The 19060-nt window shown below is 67.9% G+C and carries 11 protein-coding genes and 1 riboswitch; of the genes, 9 read left to right on the top strand and 2 right to left on the bottom strand.

Features of this window, described 5'->3' with window-relative positions; genetic code table 11:
• Positions 1–46 precede the first annotated feature (46 nt).
• Both hflK and hflC read left to right on the top strand, forming a co-directional pair.
• Positions 47–1240 carry an FtsH protease activity modulator HflK gene (hflK, locus tag ABWO17_RS07445; RefSeq protein WP_353117147.1) on the top strand — a complete coding sequence of 398 codons (1194 nt, stop codon included), beginning with the start codon at positions 47–49 and terminating at the stop codon, positions 1238–1240.
• A 1-nt stretch (position 1241) separates the two neighbouring features.
• Positions 1242–2096: a protease modulator HflC gene (gene hflC / locus ABWO17_RS07450; RefSeq protein WP_353117148.1), complete on the top strand. Its 855-nt coding sequence runs from the start codon at positions 1242–1244 to the stop codon at positions 2094–2096.
• Positions 2097–2210: 114 nt separating this feature from the next.
• Here the strand turns inward: hflC and ABWO17_RS07455 are convergent, their stop codons facing one another.
• Positions 2211–2333 carry a hypothetical protein gene (locus ABWO17_RS07455; RefSeq protein WP_353117150.1) on the bottom strand — a complete coding sequence of 41 codons (123 nt, stop codon included), beginning with the start codon at positions 2331–2333 and terminating at the stop codon, positions 2211–2213.
• 148 nt (positions 2334–2481) lie between these two features.
• Here ABWO17_RS07455 and ABWO17_RS07460 point away from each other — a divergent pair, with 148 nt between their 5' ends.
• From ABWO17_RS07460 to ribB, 5 genes are all read left to right on the top strand, one after another.
• Positions 2482–3177 carry a LexA family transcriptional regulator gene (locus tag ABWO17_RS07460; RefSeq protein WP_353117152.1) on the top strand — a complete coding sequence of 232 codons (696 nt, stop codon included), beginning with the start codon at positions 2482–2484 and terminating at the stop codon, positions 3175–3177.
• A 267-nt stretch (positions 3178–3444) separates the two neighbouring features.
• A complete protein-coding gene (locus ABWO17_RS07465) occupies positions 3445–5361 on the top strand; it encodes a response regulator (protein WP_353117154.1) in 1917 nt (638 codons plus the stop codon).
• Positions 5362–5608: 247 nt separating this feature from the next.
• On the top strand, positions 5609–7894 hold the full coding sequence (locus ABWO17_RS07470; protein WP_353117156.1) for a PAS domain-containing sensor histidine kinase: 2286 nt from the start codon (positions 5609–5611) through the stop codon (positions 7892–7894).
• 258 nt (positions 7895–8152) lie between these two features.
• Entirely contained in the window at positions 8153–9619 is a 1467-nt protein-coding gene (locus ABWO17_RS07475) for a sigma-54-dependent transcriptional regulator (RefSeq protein WP_353117158.1), read from the top strand.
• Positions 9620–10129: 510 nt separating this feature from the next.
• A riboswitch (FMN riboswitch) is annotated at positions 10130–10288 on the top strand.
• A gap of 220 nt (positions 10289–10508) precedes the next feature.
• A complete protein-coding gene (gene ribB / locus ABWO17_RS07480) occupies positions 10509–11288 on the top strand; it encodes a 3,4-dihydroxy-2-butanone-4-phosphate synthase (RefSeq protein WP_353117160.1) in 780 nt (259 codons plus the stop codon).
• 247 nt (positions 11289–11535) lie between these two features.
• On the opposite strand, the gene ABWO17_RS07485 is transcribed toward ribB, so the two are convergent.
• Positions 11536–13161 carry a YhjD/YihY/BrkB family envelope integrity protein gene (locus ABWO17_RS07485; protein ID WP_353117162.1) on the bottom strand — a complete coding sequence of 542 codons (1626 nt, stop codon included), beginning with the start codon at positions 13159–13161 and terminating at the stop codon, positions 11536–11538.
• A 138-nt stretch (positions 13162–13299) separates the two neighbouring features.
• Here ABWO17_RS07485 and ABWO17_RS07490 point away from each other — a divergent pair, with 138 nt between their 5' ends.
• Positions 13300–14565 (top strand): lytic murein transglycosylase, encoded by a 1266-nt coding sequence (locus tag ABWO17_RS07490; protein WP_353117164.1) that lies wholly within the window; start codon positions 13300–13302, stop codon positions 14563–14565.
• Positions 14566–15038: 473 nt separating this feature from the next.
• On the top strand, positions 15039–19058 hold the full coding sequence (locus ABWO17_RS07495; protein ID WP_353117166.1) for a PAS domain S-box protein: 4020 nt from the start codon (positions 15039–15041) through the stop codon (positions 19056–19058).
• The last annotated feature ends 2 nt before the right edge of the window (positions 19059–19060 follow it).

A 19060-nucleotide genomic window follows, 5' to 3' on the forward strand; every position in this document is an offset into this window, starting at 1 on the left:
GTCATGCCTTGACCGCACACCACATCTGCCCTATTTTTGAGGTATTATGAACTGGGATTGGGAAAAACTGCAAGAAAAACGGCAGCGGCACTCCGGGTGGCGCGGAGGCTCCGGTGGTTCCGGCGGCTCCGGCGACGGGGACGACGGTGGTTCCGGCGGCTCGGGTGGTTCCGGTGGCTCTGGTGGCCCCGGAGGCCCCGGCGGTTGGGACGATCCCTCGGGACCGGACTTCGAGAAGCTCGGCGAAACCTTCCGCAAGTTCCGCGAATACCCCTTCCCTGCGGGGAAGGTGGTGGCGCTCGTGTTCGTCCTTTTATGGGCGGCATCGGGCGTGTACATCGTCGAGCCGGACGAACTGGGGGTTGTGCTGCGCTTTGGCCGCTACGACCGCACCGTGGAATCCGGCCCGCACTATCACCTGCCGTTTCCCGTTGAATCGGTGTACACCCCCAAGGTGACCCAGGTGCAGCGTGCCGAGGTGGGCTTTCGCTCGGTGGCGCAAGGCTCCTCGTTCCAGCAGGGGGGCGGGCGCATCGTGCCCGAGGAAGCTGCCATGCTTACGGGTGACGAAAACATCGTCAACGTGCAGTTCAGCATCCAGTACCAGATCAAGGACCCCGTCCAGTACCTGTTCAACGTCACCAACCCCACGGCGGTGGTGCGCAGCGCGGGCGAGGCCGCCATGCGCGAGGTCATCGGCAACAGCCGTATCGACGCCGCGCTTACCGACGGCAAGCAGCTGATCCAGAACGAGACGCTGACGCTGCTGCAGGATATCCTGGACATCTACCAGGTGGGCGTGCGCGTGCTGGCCGTTCAGATGCAGGACGTGCATCCGCCGAAAGAGGTCATCGACGCCTTCAAGGACGTGGCCAGTGCCCGAGAGGACAAGAGCCGCATCATCAACGAGGCCGAAGCCTACCAGAACGAAATTATCCCCCGCACCAGAGGCCTTGCCGCCGAGGTGATCAACCAGGCCGAGGCGTACCGTCAGGCACGCGTGCGCGAGGCGGAAGGCCAGGCCAGCCGCTTTCTGGCCGTGCTGAAGGAATACAACAAGGCCAAGGACGTGACCCGCAAGCGCCTGTACCTGGAGGCCATGGAAGAGGTGCTTTCCGCGCCCGGCATGGAAAAGATCGTCATTCCCGGCGAGGCGGGGGCGCGCATGCTGCCCTACCTGCCGCTGGACGGGGCACGGCCCCGTGGCGATGCGGGCGCGGCCCGCAAGGGGAGCGAATAGCATGGACCGTCGTACCATAACCGTGCTCATCGCCCTTGCCGCGCTGCTGGTCATGGGCAGCCAGTGCATGTACAGCGTGCACCAGACCCAGAAGGCCATCGTGCTGCAACTGGGCGAACCCGTGGGCGGCGTGGTGGCCCCGGGCCTGCACTTCAAGCTGCCGTTCGTCCAGAACGTGGTGTACTTCGACTCGCGCATCCTGGACTACGATGCCCGCTCGGCAGAGGCCCTGACCAGCGACAAGAAGGCCATCGTGCTGGACAACTACGCCCGCTGGCGCATCACCGACCCGCTGACCTTCTACCGCACCGTGCGCACCATTCCCGGCGCCCAGGCCCGCCTGGACGATACCGTGTATTCGCAGTTGCGCGTCTTTGTGGGGCGCAACACCCTGACCGAGGTGGTTTCGTCCAAGCGCGCCGAGATCATGGGCGCGGTGACGGCCCGCACCTCTGAACTGCTGCGCGAGTACGGCATGGAGATCATCGACGTGCGCATCAAGCGCACCGACCTGCCCACGGAGAACCAGCGCGCCATCTTCGGCCGCATGCGCGCCGAACGCGAGCGCCAGGCCAAGCAGTACCGCTCGGAAGGCCAGGAGGAATCGACCAAGATTCGCTCTACCGCCGACCGCGAGCGTACCGTGCTGATGGCCGAGGCCACCCGCAAGTCCGAGATACTGCGGGGCGAAGGCGATGCCGACGCCGCCCGGATATTCTCCGAGGCGCTTTCGCAGTCGCCGGAGTTCTACGACTTCCAGCGCAGTCTGGATGCCTACCGCAAGGTGTTCCGCGACAACACGCGCATCATTCTCACCCCCACGGATCCGTTCCTGAAACAATTCCAGGGCAGATAGCGTAACATTGTTACACTTCCTGCGTAAGCGCGGTGTAACATGTTACGCACTGTCGACCGGATACCGGAAAGCGCGTTGCGCTATACAGGGTGCTACCCCAAGGAATCATGGGGCCTATTCATTGATGGCACCGTTCTTGTACTGCTCTGGGCCGTAACGACCCGGAACGCGGGCGGCAATGAGCGACGCAACGTTGCCGATGCGGTGCAGCCATTTGGTGGCGAGCGCCTGCATCATGGCATTGACGTGTCGCTCGTTCCGTGCGAGGCAACACTGCAACGACGCGCCGCAATCGTCAGGAATGCGGGGTGCGTACGCACCGGGGGCCGGTTTCCGTCGCGCCGGTCGCGGCCGTGAGGCCGTAATTCTTGAATGGGAGAACACCGTGTCCACCTTTGAAGAAGTCTTTGAACGTATCAAACTGGCCACCAATACGCGTACGCAGGTGGAGCTTGCCGAGGTACTCGACATCCGGCAATCCAGCATTTCCGACGCCAAACGCCGCAATTCGGTGCCCTCCGACTGGTACATGAAGCTGTTCGAGAAGTTCGGCCTGAACCCCGACTGGCTCAAGAAGGCCTCTGGTCCCATGTACCTGCGTACCGAGCAGGGCTACCAGCCCCTGGACGCCCCGGCAGCGGGCATGGTGCTGGAGGATCCGGCCCGCTACGGCGACCCGGATGCCAAGAGCAGCGTGGTTACCGTGCATTCCATGCATTGCGAGGTCACGGACCAGGGCGGTGGCCCATTGAAGGGCATCGGCAAGCTGTCCGTGCCGCAGTCGTATTCCGGCCCCTCCGTGCAGGTGGTGCGCATGGATGCTTCGAGCATGGAGCCGCTGGTGCGCAAGGGTGCCTACGTGGGCATGGATACGGCACAGAAGAATGTGGTCTCTGGCGAACTGTACGGCGTGTACGTTCCTTACGAGGGCGTGGCGCTGAAACGCATCTTCCTTGATGCGGAAAAGGCCCGCTTCGTGCTGCGTTCCGAAAATCCCGCCCACCCCGAACAATACCTGCCCGTGGACAAGCATGCGGAACGCATCGTTGGTCGCGTGGCCTGGGTGCTGCAACGTTTCTGATCGCGTTCGCGCAGCCGCGTGAGACTCGCGGAGCGCGAAACATGATAGGACCACTCCGAAAGGGCCGTGCCGCGAAAGCGGCGCGGCCCCGTTTTTTGTGCCGAAATGGGGGAAAACCGGTAGGGGCAGGGGGTATCACGCACTCGATACCTTGCGCTGAATGTCGAAACGGGGCATAGGCTGTCATAAGTAGGCAAGGCGCGCGCGTTATCGCAGTGCCCGTGCCAAGGCCCCGTCGCAAACCCACCATCGCTGCGGAAAGTGCCCATGACCCAACAGCCGCCTTTTCCGGAATCGTCCCGCCCATCGATCGTCATCGTCGATGACGAGCAGATCGTGGCACTGGACATCCGGCGCACTCTGGAGCGGCTGGGGTATGCCGTGCCTGCCATGGCCGCCGACGGGGAAGAGGCCGTGCGCATGGCGGGCGAACTGCGCCCCGACCTCGTGCTGATGGATATCCGCCTGCGCGGCCCCATGGACGGCATAGAGGCGGCGGGGCGCATCGCCGCGCAATACGGGGTGCCGGTGGTGTTTCTGACGGCCTTTTCCGATGCGGCCACCCTGGAGCGGGCCAAGGCGTGCGGGCCGTTCGGCTTTCTGGTGAAGCCCTTCGAAGAGCGCGAACTGCATTCCACCATCGAGGTGGCCCTGCTGAAACACCGCGCCGTGCGCGACCTGGACGAGGCCCGGCGCACCGCCGAGAACGCCAGCATCGCCAAAAGTGCCTTTCTGGCAGGCATGAGCCACGAGATACGCAATTCGCTCAACGGCATCCTGGGCATGACCGACCTTGCGCTGGAGTCTGCCGAGGACGAGGAACAGCGTGACCACCTGGTCACCGTGCTGGAATCTGCAGAGACGCTGCTGGCCCTGCTCAATGATGTCTTGGATTTTTCACGGCTGGAGGCGCGGCAGATACGCCTTGTGGAACGCCCCTTCGAGCCCGCCTCCGTGGTGCGCAAGGTAATGCGTTCCGTGCAGTCGGAAGCGGCGCGGCGCGGCCTTGCCCTGTCGTGGCGGGTGGCGCCGGAGATTCCCCCCGTGCTGGCGGGCGACCAGGTGCGGCTGACCCAGGTACTGGCCAACCTTGTGGGCAACGCGGTGAAGTTCACCCATGCGGGCGTGGTCTCGGTGGAGGTCGCGCCGGTGCCCTCGCCGCCGAGCCTGTTCGAATCGTTGTTTCCCCCCGGCGAGCCAGGCGGCGCCACGCTGCTGTTCACGGTGCGCGACACCGGCATCGGCATCGCCGAGGACCGGCTGGAATCCATTTTCGAGCTATACACCCAAGCCTCCGACGACACCGGGGCCACCTATGGCGGTTCGGGCCTTGGCCTGTCCATCTGTCGCCAGTTGGTGAGCATGATGGGCGGCAGCATCTGGGCCCGCAGCCTGCCGGGGGTCGGCAGTTCGTTCCATTTCACCTGCCGACTGCGGCCCGCTCCCGCCCCCCAGGCCGAAGTGGAGACGGCATTGCAGGAGCGCGAGCCAACTGCGCCCCGAACCTTCAGTGACGCCAATGCCTCCGCTCCCGGTGCGCCCGGTGGTTCCAGTGCTCCGGTGACGCCCGGCGGGTCCGGTGGCCCTGCATCGGGCGGGACCGATCCGCGCCTTCTGGCGGGCAGGGGGGCGTCCGCCATGCCCGGTGCGTTGGCCCGGCTGCTCGACCCGGCTCCGGCGGCACCGCCTTTGCCGCCCCTGGGGGCACCGCCTGCCCACCCTGCCGCGCGGCCCGCGCCGCAGCACACCCATCAGACCGTACCCCAATCCGACGAACCGGCGGGCCGTTCGCTGCACGTGCTGGTGGCCGACGACAGCGAGGTGGCCCGCACCATCGCCGCGCGCCTGCTGCAACGGCGCGGACATACCTGCGCCACGGCTCAGGATGGCGTGGAAGCCCTGACCCGGCTTGCGGCGGAACGCTTCGACCTGGTGCTGCTGAACATGGAGATGCCGCGCATGAACGGTTTCGAGACGCTGCGCCGCATCCGCAATTCCATGCATCCCGGCGTCAGTCCGGCCCTGCCCGTGGTGGCCATGACGGCGCATGCCCTGGCGGGCGACCGCGACCGCATGCTGGCCGCAGGCATGGACGGCTACGTGGCCAAGCCCATCCAGCCCGTGGCCTTTCACGAGGAGATCGAGCGGGTGGCGCGTCTGGCCGGGCTGGTGCGACACGGTTGAGCCAGCGCCTGTTTCGCCGCGCCCTCGCCCCGTGTCCTCCGGGTCCGGAGGTCCTCATGCCTCCCACCCGTTCCGTATTCCCCCCCCTCCCGCTCCTGGCAGCACCCCTGTCGGACTGCCGCCCCAACGGGTTTTTCGCTGCGCCGGGCCTGTTGCAGGCAGTCGGCATGTGCGAATGCGCACGGTTTTGCCCTTCGGAATTAGGTTTTGACGCTGTGTGCGAAAAGGAACACTATGCGGCATCATCATGCACGCATCGGACGACCACGCGGCACAGCCCGTCCCATCCGAGGGGGATGACGCCTCCCCTGCGCCGGACGCGCCCCGTTTCGCATCGGCACCCGCCGGGGATGGCTTTCCCGGTGGGCTGACGGTAGCGGGCCGGGTGATGCGCCTGCCGCGTCGCCTGCCCTTGCCGGTGGGCGCGCTGCTGGCCCAGATCGCCGATGTCCCCGGCGGCCCCCCCACCATCCCGAAGAAGTCACCCGATCCGACAGCCTCGTCCGGCTCATCCGGCCCGTCCGGCGCATCTGGTGCATCCGGCATGTCTGGCCACCAGACGCCGCATGAGGCCACGAGCATGGGGGGCTTCAGCTATGCGGCCTCGGTCATCCTGCCCCAGACCGGCTGGTCCGCAAGGGAATTCCTGCCGCGCCTGGTGGGCGAGCTTTCCTCTCCCGGCAACCTTTCCGTGCTCGAACGCGAGATGCACCGCCAGGCGGCTGGTGCGCCCACGCCGTATTCCCTATCCTTGCGCGGCGAAACCGGCACCCCGGTGGAACTGCTGGTCACCCCGCGCCCCCTGCGCGGCGTTGCGTTCGGTGCATCGGCGGGTTCCGGTGCAGCGGGAGGTTCCGAGCCAGGGGGCGAAGGCACGGTGCTGTGCGCCACCCTGACCGCAACCCCCCTGCCCAACCTGTCCAGCGAGGGGCCTGCCCCGGCCTGGAGCGAACGAACCCGGCTGCTCAACCTGCTGGATCGGCTGCCCGCCTACGTGGTGCTGCTGGGGCCGGACTATTCCATCCGCTATGAGAACCGGGGTTTCCGCCAGTTGTTCGGCCCCGGCGTGGGCCGTCCCTGCTACGAGGTGATCCGGGGCCAGAACCGCCCCTGCGCACTGTGCCCGCCCTTCGATGTCTTCGATTCGCGCACCTTGTGCGTGTGCGAGTGGGCCTGCCCGGAGCGCCGGTCCGCCTTCCGCATCTATTCCTACCCCTTCGAGGACGTGGACGGTTCGCCCCTGGTGCTCAAGCTGGGCATCGACATCACCTCCGGGGTGCGCGCGCAGGAGGCCCTGTCCATCAGCGAGGAGCGGTACCGGTCCATTACCGACAACCTTACCCTGGGTATCGCCGTGCTGGACAGGGCGCTGGGCATCACCGCGTCCAATCCGCGCCTGCGTGAATGGTTCGGCGAAACGGCGGCGCCCGGCGGGCTGCTGTGCCGCATGCTGACCGAGCACTGCGGCGAGGACAACAGTCGCTGTCCCGGCTGTGCCTGCCTGGCCACCTTCCGCGACGGACGGACCCATGAATGGCGGCTGGAGACCACGGCCCACACCGGCGGGCGCCGGTCGTACCGCCTGACCTCGTGCCCCATCCTGGCGGGCGACGGGGGGGTGGATTCGGTCATCGTCATGCTGGAGGACGAAACCGACCGCCTGCGCGTGGAAGAACGGTTGCAGCGCGCCCGCAAGCTGGAAGCCATGGGCACCCTGGCCACGGGCATCGCGCACGAGATCAACCAGCCCCTGTCGGCCCTGCAATTGTATGCGGGCAGCCTGGAGATGCTGGCCGAAAAGGACCGGGCGCCGGACCGCGAAACCCTGCTGGCCCGCCTTTCGCTGATCCTTGGCGAGGCGACGCGCATCCGCGACATCATCGACCATATGCGGGCACTGGTGGCCCACGGCGATGCGGCCCTTTCGCCCACCCAGGTCGAGGCGGCGGTGGACCGGGCGCTGGGGCTGGTGGGAGCGCAACTGCGCGCCCACCAGGTAACCGTGGAACGCGTGCTGCCCCCGGATCTGCCCACCGTGCGCGCCAACCCCGTGCAACTGGAGCAGGTGGTCATCAACCTGGTGGTCAACGCCATGCACGCGCTGGACGCAAGGGAACCGGCGGACGGGCAGGACCGGCGCATCCGCATCGAGGCCGCGTACCGGCCCGTGCGGCGTGGCGGCGCCGATCCGTCCGATCGAACAGACAGGCCGGACCGAACAGACCGGCCGGATTCCGGTGACGGGCAGGGGGCACACCCGCCGGACGGCGAGGCCCCGGCGGGGCGCGTGCTGCTGACCGTGGCGGACAACGGGCCGGGATTGCAGGGGCTGGAGGACCGGGTATTCGACCCCTTCTTCACCACCAAGGACCCGCACAAGGGGCTGGGCCTTGGCCTCGCCATCGTGCACAGCTTCGTGGAATCTTGGGGCGGGGAGATTTCCGTGTCCGGCGGCGAGCCGCCCATGACCGGTGCCGCGTTCACCCTGGCCCTGCGCCAGGCCACGCCATCGGAACCCCCTGCCGAGAAGTAGGGGTGCCCACAGGGGCGACTCGTGCCCCCGGTCAGCGAAGGGAACCCGGACGATATGCCGGACGATATGCCGGGTGATATGCCGGTTGAAATGTAGGGTGAAATGCCGGACGAAAGGGCGGACGCAACACCGGAAGGACAGCGACAGACCGACTGACAGGGGGGGATGGCCCCCGCGCCACGGCGAACGCGCCGGGGGCGGCATGCCGCACAAGGGATGCCACCCAGACGCCCATCACGATGCCTAAAGGACATCCACATGCGCATACTCATCGTTGACGACAACCTGCCCAGCCTCCAGAGCCTCAGCCTCGTCCTGCACGACCTGGGGTACGAACCGACCCCCTTCGAGGACCCCGTGGCCGCGCTGGCAGAGGCCCGCACCACCTGGTTTCCCCTGATCATCACCGATATCCGCATGCCCGGCATGGACGGCCTGACGCTGCTTTCGCATCTGAAGGAAGACCCCTCCACTGCCGAGGCCGACGTGGTGCTGATCACCGGGCACGGCGACATGGAAACCGCCGTCGAGGCATTGCGGCGCGGAGCCTACGACTACCTGAACAAACCCATCAACGCCCGCGAACTGGCGGCGGTGGTGGAGCGTTGCGCCGAGCACCAGGCGCTGATCATGGAAAACCGCGAACTGCGCGAGCACCTCGACGAGGCCGTGGAGCAGCGGGCCGACGCCCTGCGCCGTGAACTGGAATCGGCCCGCACCCGGCTGCGCCAGGTGGCCGGGATCGGCGAGGTGGTGGCGGCTTCGCCCGCCATGTCGGCGTTGCTGGACGAGACGCGGGTGTTCCATGCCGAGCCGTCCGTGCCCGTGCTCATCGAGGGCGAAACGGGCACCGGCAAGGAAGTGGTGGCCCGGCTCATCCATTACGGGGAATCGGGCAACGATACCCCGTTCATCGCCCTGAACTGCGCGGCCATCCCGCACGAACTGTTCGAGGCGGAACTGTTCGGGCACGAGGCGGGGGCCTATACCGGCAGCCGCGCGGGGGGCGCCCCCGGCAAGCTGGAACTGGCGGGCGGGGGCACCCTGTTTCTGGACGAAGTGGCGGAAATGCCCCTTTCCCTGCAGCCCAAGCTGCTGCGGGTGCTGGAAGAGCGCTGCTTCTACCGCCTGGGCGGGGTGAAGCGCCGTGAATTCAAGGCCAGGGTGGTCTGCGCGGGCAACCGCGATCTTTCGGCCATGGTAGAGGCCGGGCAGTTCCGGCGCGACCTGTATCACCGGCTGCGGGTGGGGCACCTGCGCATTCCGCCCCTGCGCGAACGGCCAGAGGACATCCCCGTGCTGGCCGGGCTGTTCCTGCAACGCGAGGCCGTGCGCAAGAAGAAGCGTTTCACCGCGCTTTCGCCCGACGCCCTGCGCCTGCTGGGCCGTCACCCGTGGACGGGCAACGTGCGCGAACTGGAAAATTCCGTGGAGCGTGCCGTGCTGCTGCACGATGGTCCCGCCCTCACCGCCCGGCACCTGGGCTTTCTGGACGACCACGGCCCGACCGAGGTGCCTTCTCCCGCGCCCGGTGCCAACGCCACCCCCGGGGTATGGCGGCTGGACCCGGACAACCTGACGCTCCCCGAGGCCCCCTTTGACGTGGAAGCGCTGGTGGACGGCCTGGTGCGCAAGGCGGTGGAACGGTTCGGCGGGAACAAGAGCCGGGCGGCGGCGCATTTGGGCATTTCGCGGTTTGCCCTGCACCGACGGCTGGCCAAGTAGCCGGGCCGGTTGTGTTGGGGTGCGGGTATTCCCTACCTGTATGATGGGTGCAGCATGCAAATGTGCGGGATCGCCCTACCGTGCGGAATCGCACGTGCGATTCCGCACGGTAGGGCGCGCCATCATGGTCGCCATATTGGGATTATTTTTTTGAAGCACTCCATAGGGGTGTTTTTATTGAAGAATAATTCCGGCTAGTGGTTGCTCACATTGTGGCACGCGGCTTGCTAAGTAGAGAGGCGACTGCGGGACACAAGCCATACCGGCGGTCCCCCCCGACCCCCGTAGTCGACACTGGCTCTGATGTACCGGACCTCGGCGGATATCCCCCCCCCATCTGCCAAGGTCCCGGAGTGTTACTTCAGATCCCCCCTTTCGGAAGCCTTCTGTACGGACACCCCCCCCGTCCCGCAGAAGGCTTTCGACTTTTGCGCACTCGGGCGGCGTCCATTCCGTCTGGTGTTCCTCCCCGCCTCTTGCATCATGTGCGCGGCGGATGTAGCATCCGGCCCGAATCCTCAGGGCGGGGTGAAAGTCCCCACCGGCGGTATTCCGCGCGGCACGCCGCGCCGGAGAGCCCGCGAGCGCCCGCTCCGTCGTGGAGCGGGGTCAGCAGACCCGGTGAGATGCCGGGGCCGACGGTAACAGTCCGGATGAAAGAGGACGCGGCGCAACGCCAGCCAACCCCGTGGGCCTCCCGCGTGCGGTTATGGCGTGGTGTTGCGCGTGACGGCATGGCCGCCGCTGCGGCGTGCCGGTGCGTGGCCTTCCGGCGGGCGCGACTGCGACGCGTGCCCCGGAGTCCGCCCGGCATGTTGTCTGTGGGCTGTTCCGCCGCGCCGCGTTTCCACACGCCCTGATTCTGGACCTCCAGCCAAGGAGATGCGCCATGAATCAGCCGTCCCCCACTCCCGTTCAGGCCGGAACCACCGGCCCCCCCCTGCATCATGTCACGCCCGTGCCACAGGCCGGGACTGCTCCGCAGCCGTGCCTGGCCCCCCTGGCAACAGTCGAGCAGGCCCTGGATGCCCTGCGCGCGGGACGCGGCATTCTTGTCGTGGATGACGAGGACCGCGAAAACGAAGGTGACATGATCTTTGCCGCGCAAACCCTGACCGAAGCACAAATGGCCCTGCTGATCCGCGAGGGAAGCGGCATCGTCTGCCTGTGCCTTACCGATGCCCATGCCGACGCGCTGGACCTGCCGCCCATGGTGGCGTGCAACACCAGCCGCGCCGGTACGGCCTTCACCGTGACCATCGAGGCGGCGGAGGGCGTCACCACCGGTGTTTCCGCCGCCGACAGGGTGGCCACGGTGAAGGCGGCGGCAGCGCCCGGCGCACGGCCGGAACACCTGCACCGCCCCGGCCATGTCTTTCCGTTGCGGGCCCGCCCCGGCGGCGTGCTGGAACGGCGCGGCCACACCGAGGCCACCGTGGACCTGATGCGCCTTGCGGGCCTTTCGCCGTGCGGGGTGCTGTGCGAACTGACCAACCCCGACGGCACCATGGCCCGACTGCCGGACGTGCGGGCCTTTGGCGCGCGGCAGGACATGCCCGTGCTTACCGTGCAGGCCCTTGCCCGGTGGCGCGCCCTCCACGATGCCGACGGAACGGTCCGTGGCGTGCACGACGGCGGGGCCATCCGCAAGGGGGCAGGCATGGTGTAACGGTACGGCGCGCTCCGGTTCCACGTCCTTCTCCCGCTCCATCGGGCCATGGCGACTGCGATGCCAGCCCCGGCCTGCGGAAAGCGAAGACGATCCGGCTGCCGAAATCCGGTCCGCCCGGCGACTGCGACGCCGGGCGGAAAGGCACGGTGGCGGAAATGGCCGGAGCGCCGCGTGACGGACAGAATGATCCGACGGCGCGGCGGGAACATCCCGTCGCGCCGTCATCGTTGCTGTCGTGCCCGTTTCAGACCCTGCCGCTGCCGGGGGGATCGCCCTTGCGAGCATTGCCGGTACCTCCGGTACCGCCGCCATCGGCCCCATTGGCCCCATTGGTCCCATTGGCCTCGGACACGTCATCGGCGGCGGATGTGCCGCCGTCCACGGCTGCGTGCAGCAGCTCGGGCAGGGTAGGGCCATGCGTTTCGTCTGCTGCCGCATCTTCATCCGCGCCGTTTCCGGCACCGCCCCATGCCGCAGCGGGCGCGTTCTCCGGCGTTTCCGGCGCGCCTGGCGGGGCCGCATCGAACCAGTCGGGCAGGGTGGTGTCGTGGTAGGCGCGCAGAGTGGTGTTGGCCGGACTGGCGGCCATGTCCCCGGCCAGCCGGGCCAGGGTGTCGTTGATGAATTCGAAGGCCGTGGCCACCCGTTCCTCGCCCTCGCCCCGGGTGCGACCGGCCAGGGCCAGCAGCACGTCGGCGATGCGCAGTTCGTCGGGCGGCATGCCCAGCACCCAGGCCGGGGCATCGTCGCACACCCGCACCACCATGCCCTCGCGGGCCAGGCGGTCCAGCACGTCGTCCAGCACATGGTCCGGGGCGTCCAGCAGGGCGGCCATGCGGTGGCCGGGCACCGCGCCCGTGCCGCGCACGAAGGCGCGGGTAAGCAGCAGCATGGCCAGCACGGCCAGCCGGTCGCGTTCAAGGCGGCTTACCCTTCCGGCGCGCAGGTGCTTTTCGAAGGTGGGCGCGTTCTGCACCGCGTGGCATACCTCCACCCCGAACAGCACCACCGCCCACGAAACATACAGCCACATCAGGAACAGCGGCACCTGCGCGAAGCTGCCGTAGATCAGCCCGTAGCTGGCGAAGCGGGCCTGCCAGGCCATGTAGGCGTATTCCGCGCCCTGCCAGGCCATGGCCGCCAGCAATGCCCCGGCCATGGCCGCGCGCGGGCGCACCCTGGTGTTGGGAATGTACGAGTACAGGAACAGCAGCACCACGAAGACCATGAACAGCGGCACCAGCTTGAGCAGCAGCAGATAGGCGGCACCCACCGGGGCCACCTCCAGCAACCTGCCCAGCACCCTGCCGCTGCGCAGGCTGGCGCCCAGGGTAACGGCGGTACCCATCAGCAGGGGGCAGACCAGCATCACCGAAAAGAAATCGGTGAACTTGCGCCACGGGCTGCGTCCCTGCCGCACTTTCCAGATGGCGTTGAACGAGCGCTCGATGTTGGCCATGAGCATGCCCGCCGTCACCAGCAGAAAGGCCGCGCTCACCGCGCCCATGCGGCCCGCGCTGGTGCGCTCCACGTATTCCAGGATGCGCGCCACCGTGTCCGGGTTGCCCGCCGCAAGGCGCAACAGCAGCATCTGGGTGACCTCTGCGTTGTGCACCCCAAGGCCCTTGGTGATGGAGAACACCACGGCCAGAAAGGGCACCATGGACAGCACGAAGGTCATGGTCAGGGCGGATGCGCGCAGCAGGCACTGGTCGTCCACGAAGCCCAGCGCCGCCAGAAAGGCGCGCCGCAACAGCCAGATCAGGCCGCGCCGGGCGGGCGGGCCGGTTTCGGCGCGTTCAAGCCAGACGTCGCTGGTCACGTAGCGGCGCACGCGCCGGGCGCGGTCGCGCAGGGTGGTTCCGTGCATCCGGCCTCCGTGGGATTTGCGGGGCGGGTGGAAAGGCAGTGCGGACGGGGGCGCGGCAGCCCCTTGCCATGGACCGGGTCTGTTCGTACCATGCGTCCCATGCAAGCGTACCAGACCGGGACCGATGCAGGCAATCACATGCCGCTAGCGCAGGGCGTGCGTCACGCACCCCAGGCATCCCAGACCCCCCAATCGCCCCAGGCCCACCAAGCCCTGCAAGCATCAGATACGCCGGGCGGCACGGGCGGGTGGGCTGGCCGTGCCGCCTTGTGGCGCGCGCTGGCGTCCGCCGCGCTGTGCGCCCTGCTGCTTGCGGGGTGTAGCGGTACCCGGCAGGCGGCCGCGCCGGAAAGCGTGGTCACGCCTCCGGCCCCCGGCGAGGTGCGGGTGGAATCCGCGCAGCCCACCCCAGAAGCCCCCCCCGCCTCCGGCAGGCCCGCCCCCTGCTGGAATCCCCTGCTGGGCCGCCTGGCTGCCGACGGCGTGTCCGGCGGGCGCATTGACGCGCTGTTCGTCCAACTGGGCGATGCGGTCTCGCCAGACCCCATGGGCCGCAAGGTCAAGGAACTGTACACCACCAAGTTCCTGCGACCGGAGCCGCAACCCGTGCCGCCCGGCCAGAAGCCCAAACCCGTGCGCCCGCCCATGTACCCCGGCGTGGTCACCGACGAGAACGCGGCCAGGTGCCGCGCCTTCCTGGCGGAAAACGCCCGCTGGTTCTCGCTGGCGGAATCGCGTTACGGCGTGCCGCGCGAGGTGGCCGTATCGCTGCTGTTCGTCGAAACGCGCCTGGGCACGGCCCTGGGCAAGGGCAACGCCTTCCGCAACCTGGCCGCCATGGCCGCCGCAGACACCCCGGACATGGTGTCCGGCTACATCGCCGCGCTGCCCGGTGCGGGCGACAACCTGGACTGGATTTCGCAGCGCATGCGCCAGAAGTCGGACTGGGCCTACCAGGAACTGAAGGCCCTCATCCGCCATGCCGACGCGCTGGGGCAAGACCCGCTGACCATGCCCGGCTCCATCTACGGGGCCGTGGGCATCTGCCAGTTCATGCCTACCAATATCCCGGCCTACGGCGTGGACGGCGACGGTGATGGCCGTGTGGACCTGTTCGCGGTGGGCGATGCGGTGTTCAGCCTGTCCAGTTACCTCAACAGGCACGGCTGGCAACCGGGCATGCGGCGCGACGCGCGGTACAACGTGCTGAAGCGCTACAACAACAGCGCGGCCTACGCCAATACCATCCTGGCCCTGGCGGAAAAGGTGGCGGGCCAGCCCGCGAAGCCCGGCCAGCCCGCGAAGCCCGGCCAGGCTGGCAAGGCCGCGACTGCACAACCCAAGGCACAGGCCACACCCGCACAGCCCGCCAAGGCGTCAGCCACCGCTTCGGTCGTGCAGTAGCCTGCCAGGCGGCGCTGTCCGCCCTCGTTTTCGCCGTTCTTTCCCGGCGCATTGCCGCTGTCCGGCGCCGTGGCGCGGCCAGCGGTCGATCTTGCGTCTTCTCCCGCGCGGTTCCGTTTTCGGTCGCGCGGGTGGCGTTTCCGGCATGCAGCATCACCCGCGTGGAACTTGCGCAGGCCCGGCATTGTCGTTTCCTTCGGTGCACTACACATCCGCCAGCGGCAGAGTAATAATGGTGGGGCGATGTTCCTGGAGGTAGCTTCTGCCATCGCCGCCCCCAAGGAGGCCCGATGTCCGTCGACCCAAGCCCCCAATCTCCGCAATCCGGGCCGTCGCCGTCACCTGCGCCCGTGGCACCCGACGAACCGCCGGGTTCCGCGCCCGCTGTGCCCGCTAGGCTCGATGACACCATGTCCGGCGCCTTTCCTTCCGCCCCCTCCGTTCTCTTTGCACCCCTCACGTCGGTGCGCGGCATGCTGTTCGCCCTTATGCTGCCCCTGGCTGCGTTGGTGCTGCAATGGGTGTTGTGGGACTACATCCGGCCCTATGTGTGGTTTCTGTTCTATCCCGCCGTATTCTTCGCCTCGTGGGCTGGCGGGCTGGCAGGCGGCATTGTCGCCACCTTGTTATCGGCACTGCTGGTGCTGTTCTTCTTCATTCCTCCCATCCTGTCCTTCATGGTGGCGGAACCGGTGGGCGTGGTCTCCGTGGCCATGTTCCTGGGCATGGGGCTGCTGTTCAGCCTGGGGAACCAGCGGCTGCACGACGCCGTCCGCCGGGCCACCCAGGCGCTGGAGCGGCAGCAGGCCGAGCGTGCCGAGGCGGACGAGACCGGCGCGCGGCTGCGCGCGGCCAATGCGGAACTTGCCGCCCGGTGTGCGCGTGCCGATGAGCAGGACGCCCTGAAGACCCGCTTTTTCGCCAACATCAGCCACGAGTTGCGCACCCCGCTCACCCTGCTGCTGGGCCCGCTGGAACAACTGCTGGCCGAAACGGAGGAGGGCGATGCGCGCCGCCACGCGCTGGGCACCATGTTGCGCAACGCGCAGCTGCTGCACCAGCATGTGGACGACATGCTGGACCTTTCGCGGGTGGACGCCGGGGCCATGCAGTTGCGGTATGCAGAGGCGGACCTGTCCGCGCTGACCCGCATCATCTGCGCCTATTTCGACACGTTGGCCGCACAGCGCGGCATGCGCTACGGGGTGCAGGCGCCCCTGCGTCTCGACGCGCAGGTGGATGCGGACAAGTACCGCCGCATCCTGCTCAACCTGCTGTCCAACGCCTTCAAGTTCACGCCGGACGGAGGCAGTGTTTCCGTGACGTTGGAACGTCAGGGTGGCGAGGCGCTGCTTTCGGTGAGCGACGACGGGCCCGGCGTGCCCGCGCACCTGCGCGGTGCGGTGTTCGAACGCTATCGCCAGAGCGGCGAAGGTGCACGGGGGCTGCACGGCGGCAGCGGTCTTGGCCTGGCCATCGTCAAGGAATTCGCAGAATTGCACGGCGGCTTCGCCAGCGCGGAGCAAGGGGCCGAGGGCGGGGCGCTGTTCCTGGTGCAGCTGCCCCTGGCCGCCCCCCCCGGCGTGGAGGTGGCCGCGGCGGAACCCCTTGCCGGACCGGGCAGCCATGCGGACGGCCATGGCTGGCTGGCCTCCGGTCCCTTGCCGCAACAGGCCACGGCACAGGACAGGGACGGCGGGCTGGTGCTGGTGGTGGAAGACAACCGCGACATGATCGCCTACATCGTGGACATCCTGCGGCCGCATCACAAGGTGGCCGTTGCCTTCGACGGCGAAGAGGGGCTGCGCAAGGCGCTGGACCTGCGGCCAGACCTCATCGTGTGCGACGTGATGATGCCCCGCGTGGACGGTCAGCGCATGGTGGAACAGCTGCGCCGCTACCCCGGCATGGCCGACGTGCCGGTGCTGATGCTGACCGCCAAGGCCGACGACGACCTGCGCGTGCACCTGCTGCACGGCGCGGTGCAGGGGTACATCCAGAAGCCCTTCACGGCGGCGGGGCTGCTGGCCAGCGTGCACGCGGAACTGCGCGACAGGGCACGGCACAAGGCAGAACTTGACGAAAGCGAAACGCGCTTTCGCGCCACCTTCGAGCAGGCGGCCATGGGCCTTGCCCTGGTGGCCCCGGACGGAAGCTGGCTGCGCGTCAACGGCAAGCTGTGCGCCATCGTGGGCTACTCGCCAGAGGAACTGGCGGGACTGCGCTTTCAGGACATCACCCACCCCGAACACCTCGACAGCGACCTTATCCAGATGCGCCGGGTACTGGCCGGAACCATCGACAGCTACAGCCTGGAAAAGCGGTACCTGCGCAAGGGCGGCGAACCGGTTTGGGTGAACCTGACCGTGGCCCTGGTGCGCAAGCCGGACGGCACGCCCGACTACTTCATATCCGTGGTGGAGGACATCCAGCAGCGCAAGACCTTTGAACGGCGTCTTGCCGAAAGCGAGGAACGCTTCCGGCAGGTGGTGGAGCACGCCCCGGAAGCCATCTTTCTGCAGAAGGAAGGCAGGTTCGCCTACGCCAACCCGGCGGCGCGAGCGCTGTTCGGGGTCGATGACCCCAAGGAGATCATGGGGAGGGGCGTGCTGGATTTCATCCACCCTGACGACCGCGAGGTGGTGACCCAGCGCATCCGCGCGTTGAACGAGAAACTCCGCGCGGTGGGCCAGGGGCATGTACGCATCCTGCGCCGGGATGGCACTGTCGTGGAAGCGGAAACGTCGGCCGTGCCCTTTCGGCAGGGGCTGCGCGATGGCGCTTTGGTCTTCGCGCGCGACATCAGTGAGCAACTGCGGGCGGAACGCGAGATACGCGACCTCGCGCGCTTTCCCGGCGAAAACCCCAACCCGGTCATGCGGGTTGGCCAGGATATGGTGCTGCTGCACGCCAATAGGTCCAGCGGCGTCTTCCTCGACTGTTTCGGTGCGCGGCTGGGCAGCCCCTTCCCCGCGCCGTTCGCCCAGGTGGTGGCCGAGGCCCTGCGCACCTGGACCGTGCAGAGCTTCGAGGCCGAATGCTGCGACCGCATCTACGCCATGACCGTGAACCCCATCGCCGATGGTGGCTACGCCAACATCTACGGCATGGACATCACCGAACGGAAGAACGCCGAGCGTGAACTGATCAACGCGCGCGAGACGGCGGAAACCGCCACCAGGGCCAAGAGCGCCTTTCTGGCCAACATGAGCCACGAACTGCGTACCCCCATGAATGGCGTGCTGGGCATGCTGCAACTGCTGGACGCCACCCCTCTGGACCCGGAGCAGCGCGGCTACGTGCAGGTGGCCCACGCGGCGGGCAGCAACCTGACGCGCCTTCTGGGCGACCTGCTGGATCTGGCCAGGGTGGAGTCGGGGCGGCTTACCATCCACGAGGAGCCGTTCGATTTCGCCGGGCTGGCGCAAGAAGTGCTGGCCGTGCTGCGGCCCGAGGCAGACCGCAAGGACATCGTGCTGGAGGCGGCGGTGGACGGCGTGCCGCAGGCCCTGCTGGGCGATCCGCTGCGCATCCGCCAGATGCTGCTGAACATCGTGGGTAATGCGGTGAAATTCACCGACCAGGGAAACGTGCGGTTGCTGGCCCGGTTCAAACCGCCAGCCGCAGGCCCGTCAGGCCCGTCAGGCCCGTCAGGATCGTCGAAATCGGCGGGGCCAGGCGAGCGAGGCGGGCGGGGCACGCTGTGCATCGACGTGGAGGACACCGGCATCGGCATCCCCGGCGGCATGCTGGACACCATCTTCGAGCCGTTCACCCAGGTGGAGGACGCCGTGACGCGCAGGCACGGCGGGGCCGGTCTGGGGCTGTCCATCGTGCGGCGCATGGTGGACCTGATGGAGGGCGAGGTTTCCATGGCGAGTGTGGAGGGGCGCGGCACCACCGTTGCGTTGCGCCTGCCCGTGGCCGAGACGGACCGGGTGCCCGAGATGGAGCAGCCGCGCAACGGGCTGTCCGATGTGTCCGTGCATCAGGGTCGCCTGCTGCTGGCGGAAGACGACCACGTGAACCGACTGACGGTGCTCTGGATGCTGGAGAAGCTGGGCTACGAGGCCGAAGCCGTGGGCGATGGCGCGGCGGCGCTGAAGGCGTTGCGGGAAGGGCGCTTCGACGCGGTGCTCATGGACGTGCAGATGCCGGTCATGGATGGCTTGCAGGCCACGGCGGCCATCCGCAACGCCACGGACCTGCCGGGCGGGCCGAAGGTTCCGGTCATTGCCCTGACCGCCTATGCCATGGAGGGGGATCGCGAACGCCTGCTGGCGGCGGGCATGGACGACTACATCGAAAAGCCGGTGGACGTGCAGGCATTGCGCCGGGTGCTGTCCAGGTTCGTGGGCGTGTTTACGGAGCCCACGGAGCCCCACGACAGGCCCCACGACATGCCCCACGACAGGCCCCACGACAGGCCCAATGACGCGCGCAACGGCCCGCCCGATGCGCCCGAGGGGACAGACGCGCCGGGCAAGCCGTGAAT

The organism is Nitratidesulfovibrio sp. (assembly GCF_040373385.1).
GTDB lineage: Bacteria > Desulfobacterota > Desulfovibrionia > Desulfovibrionales > Desulfovibrionaceae > Cupidesulfovibrio.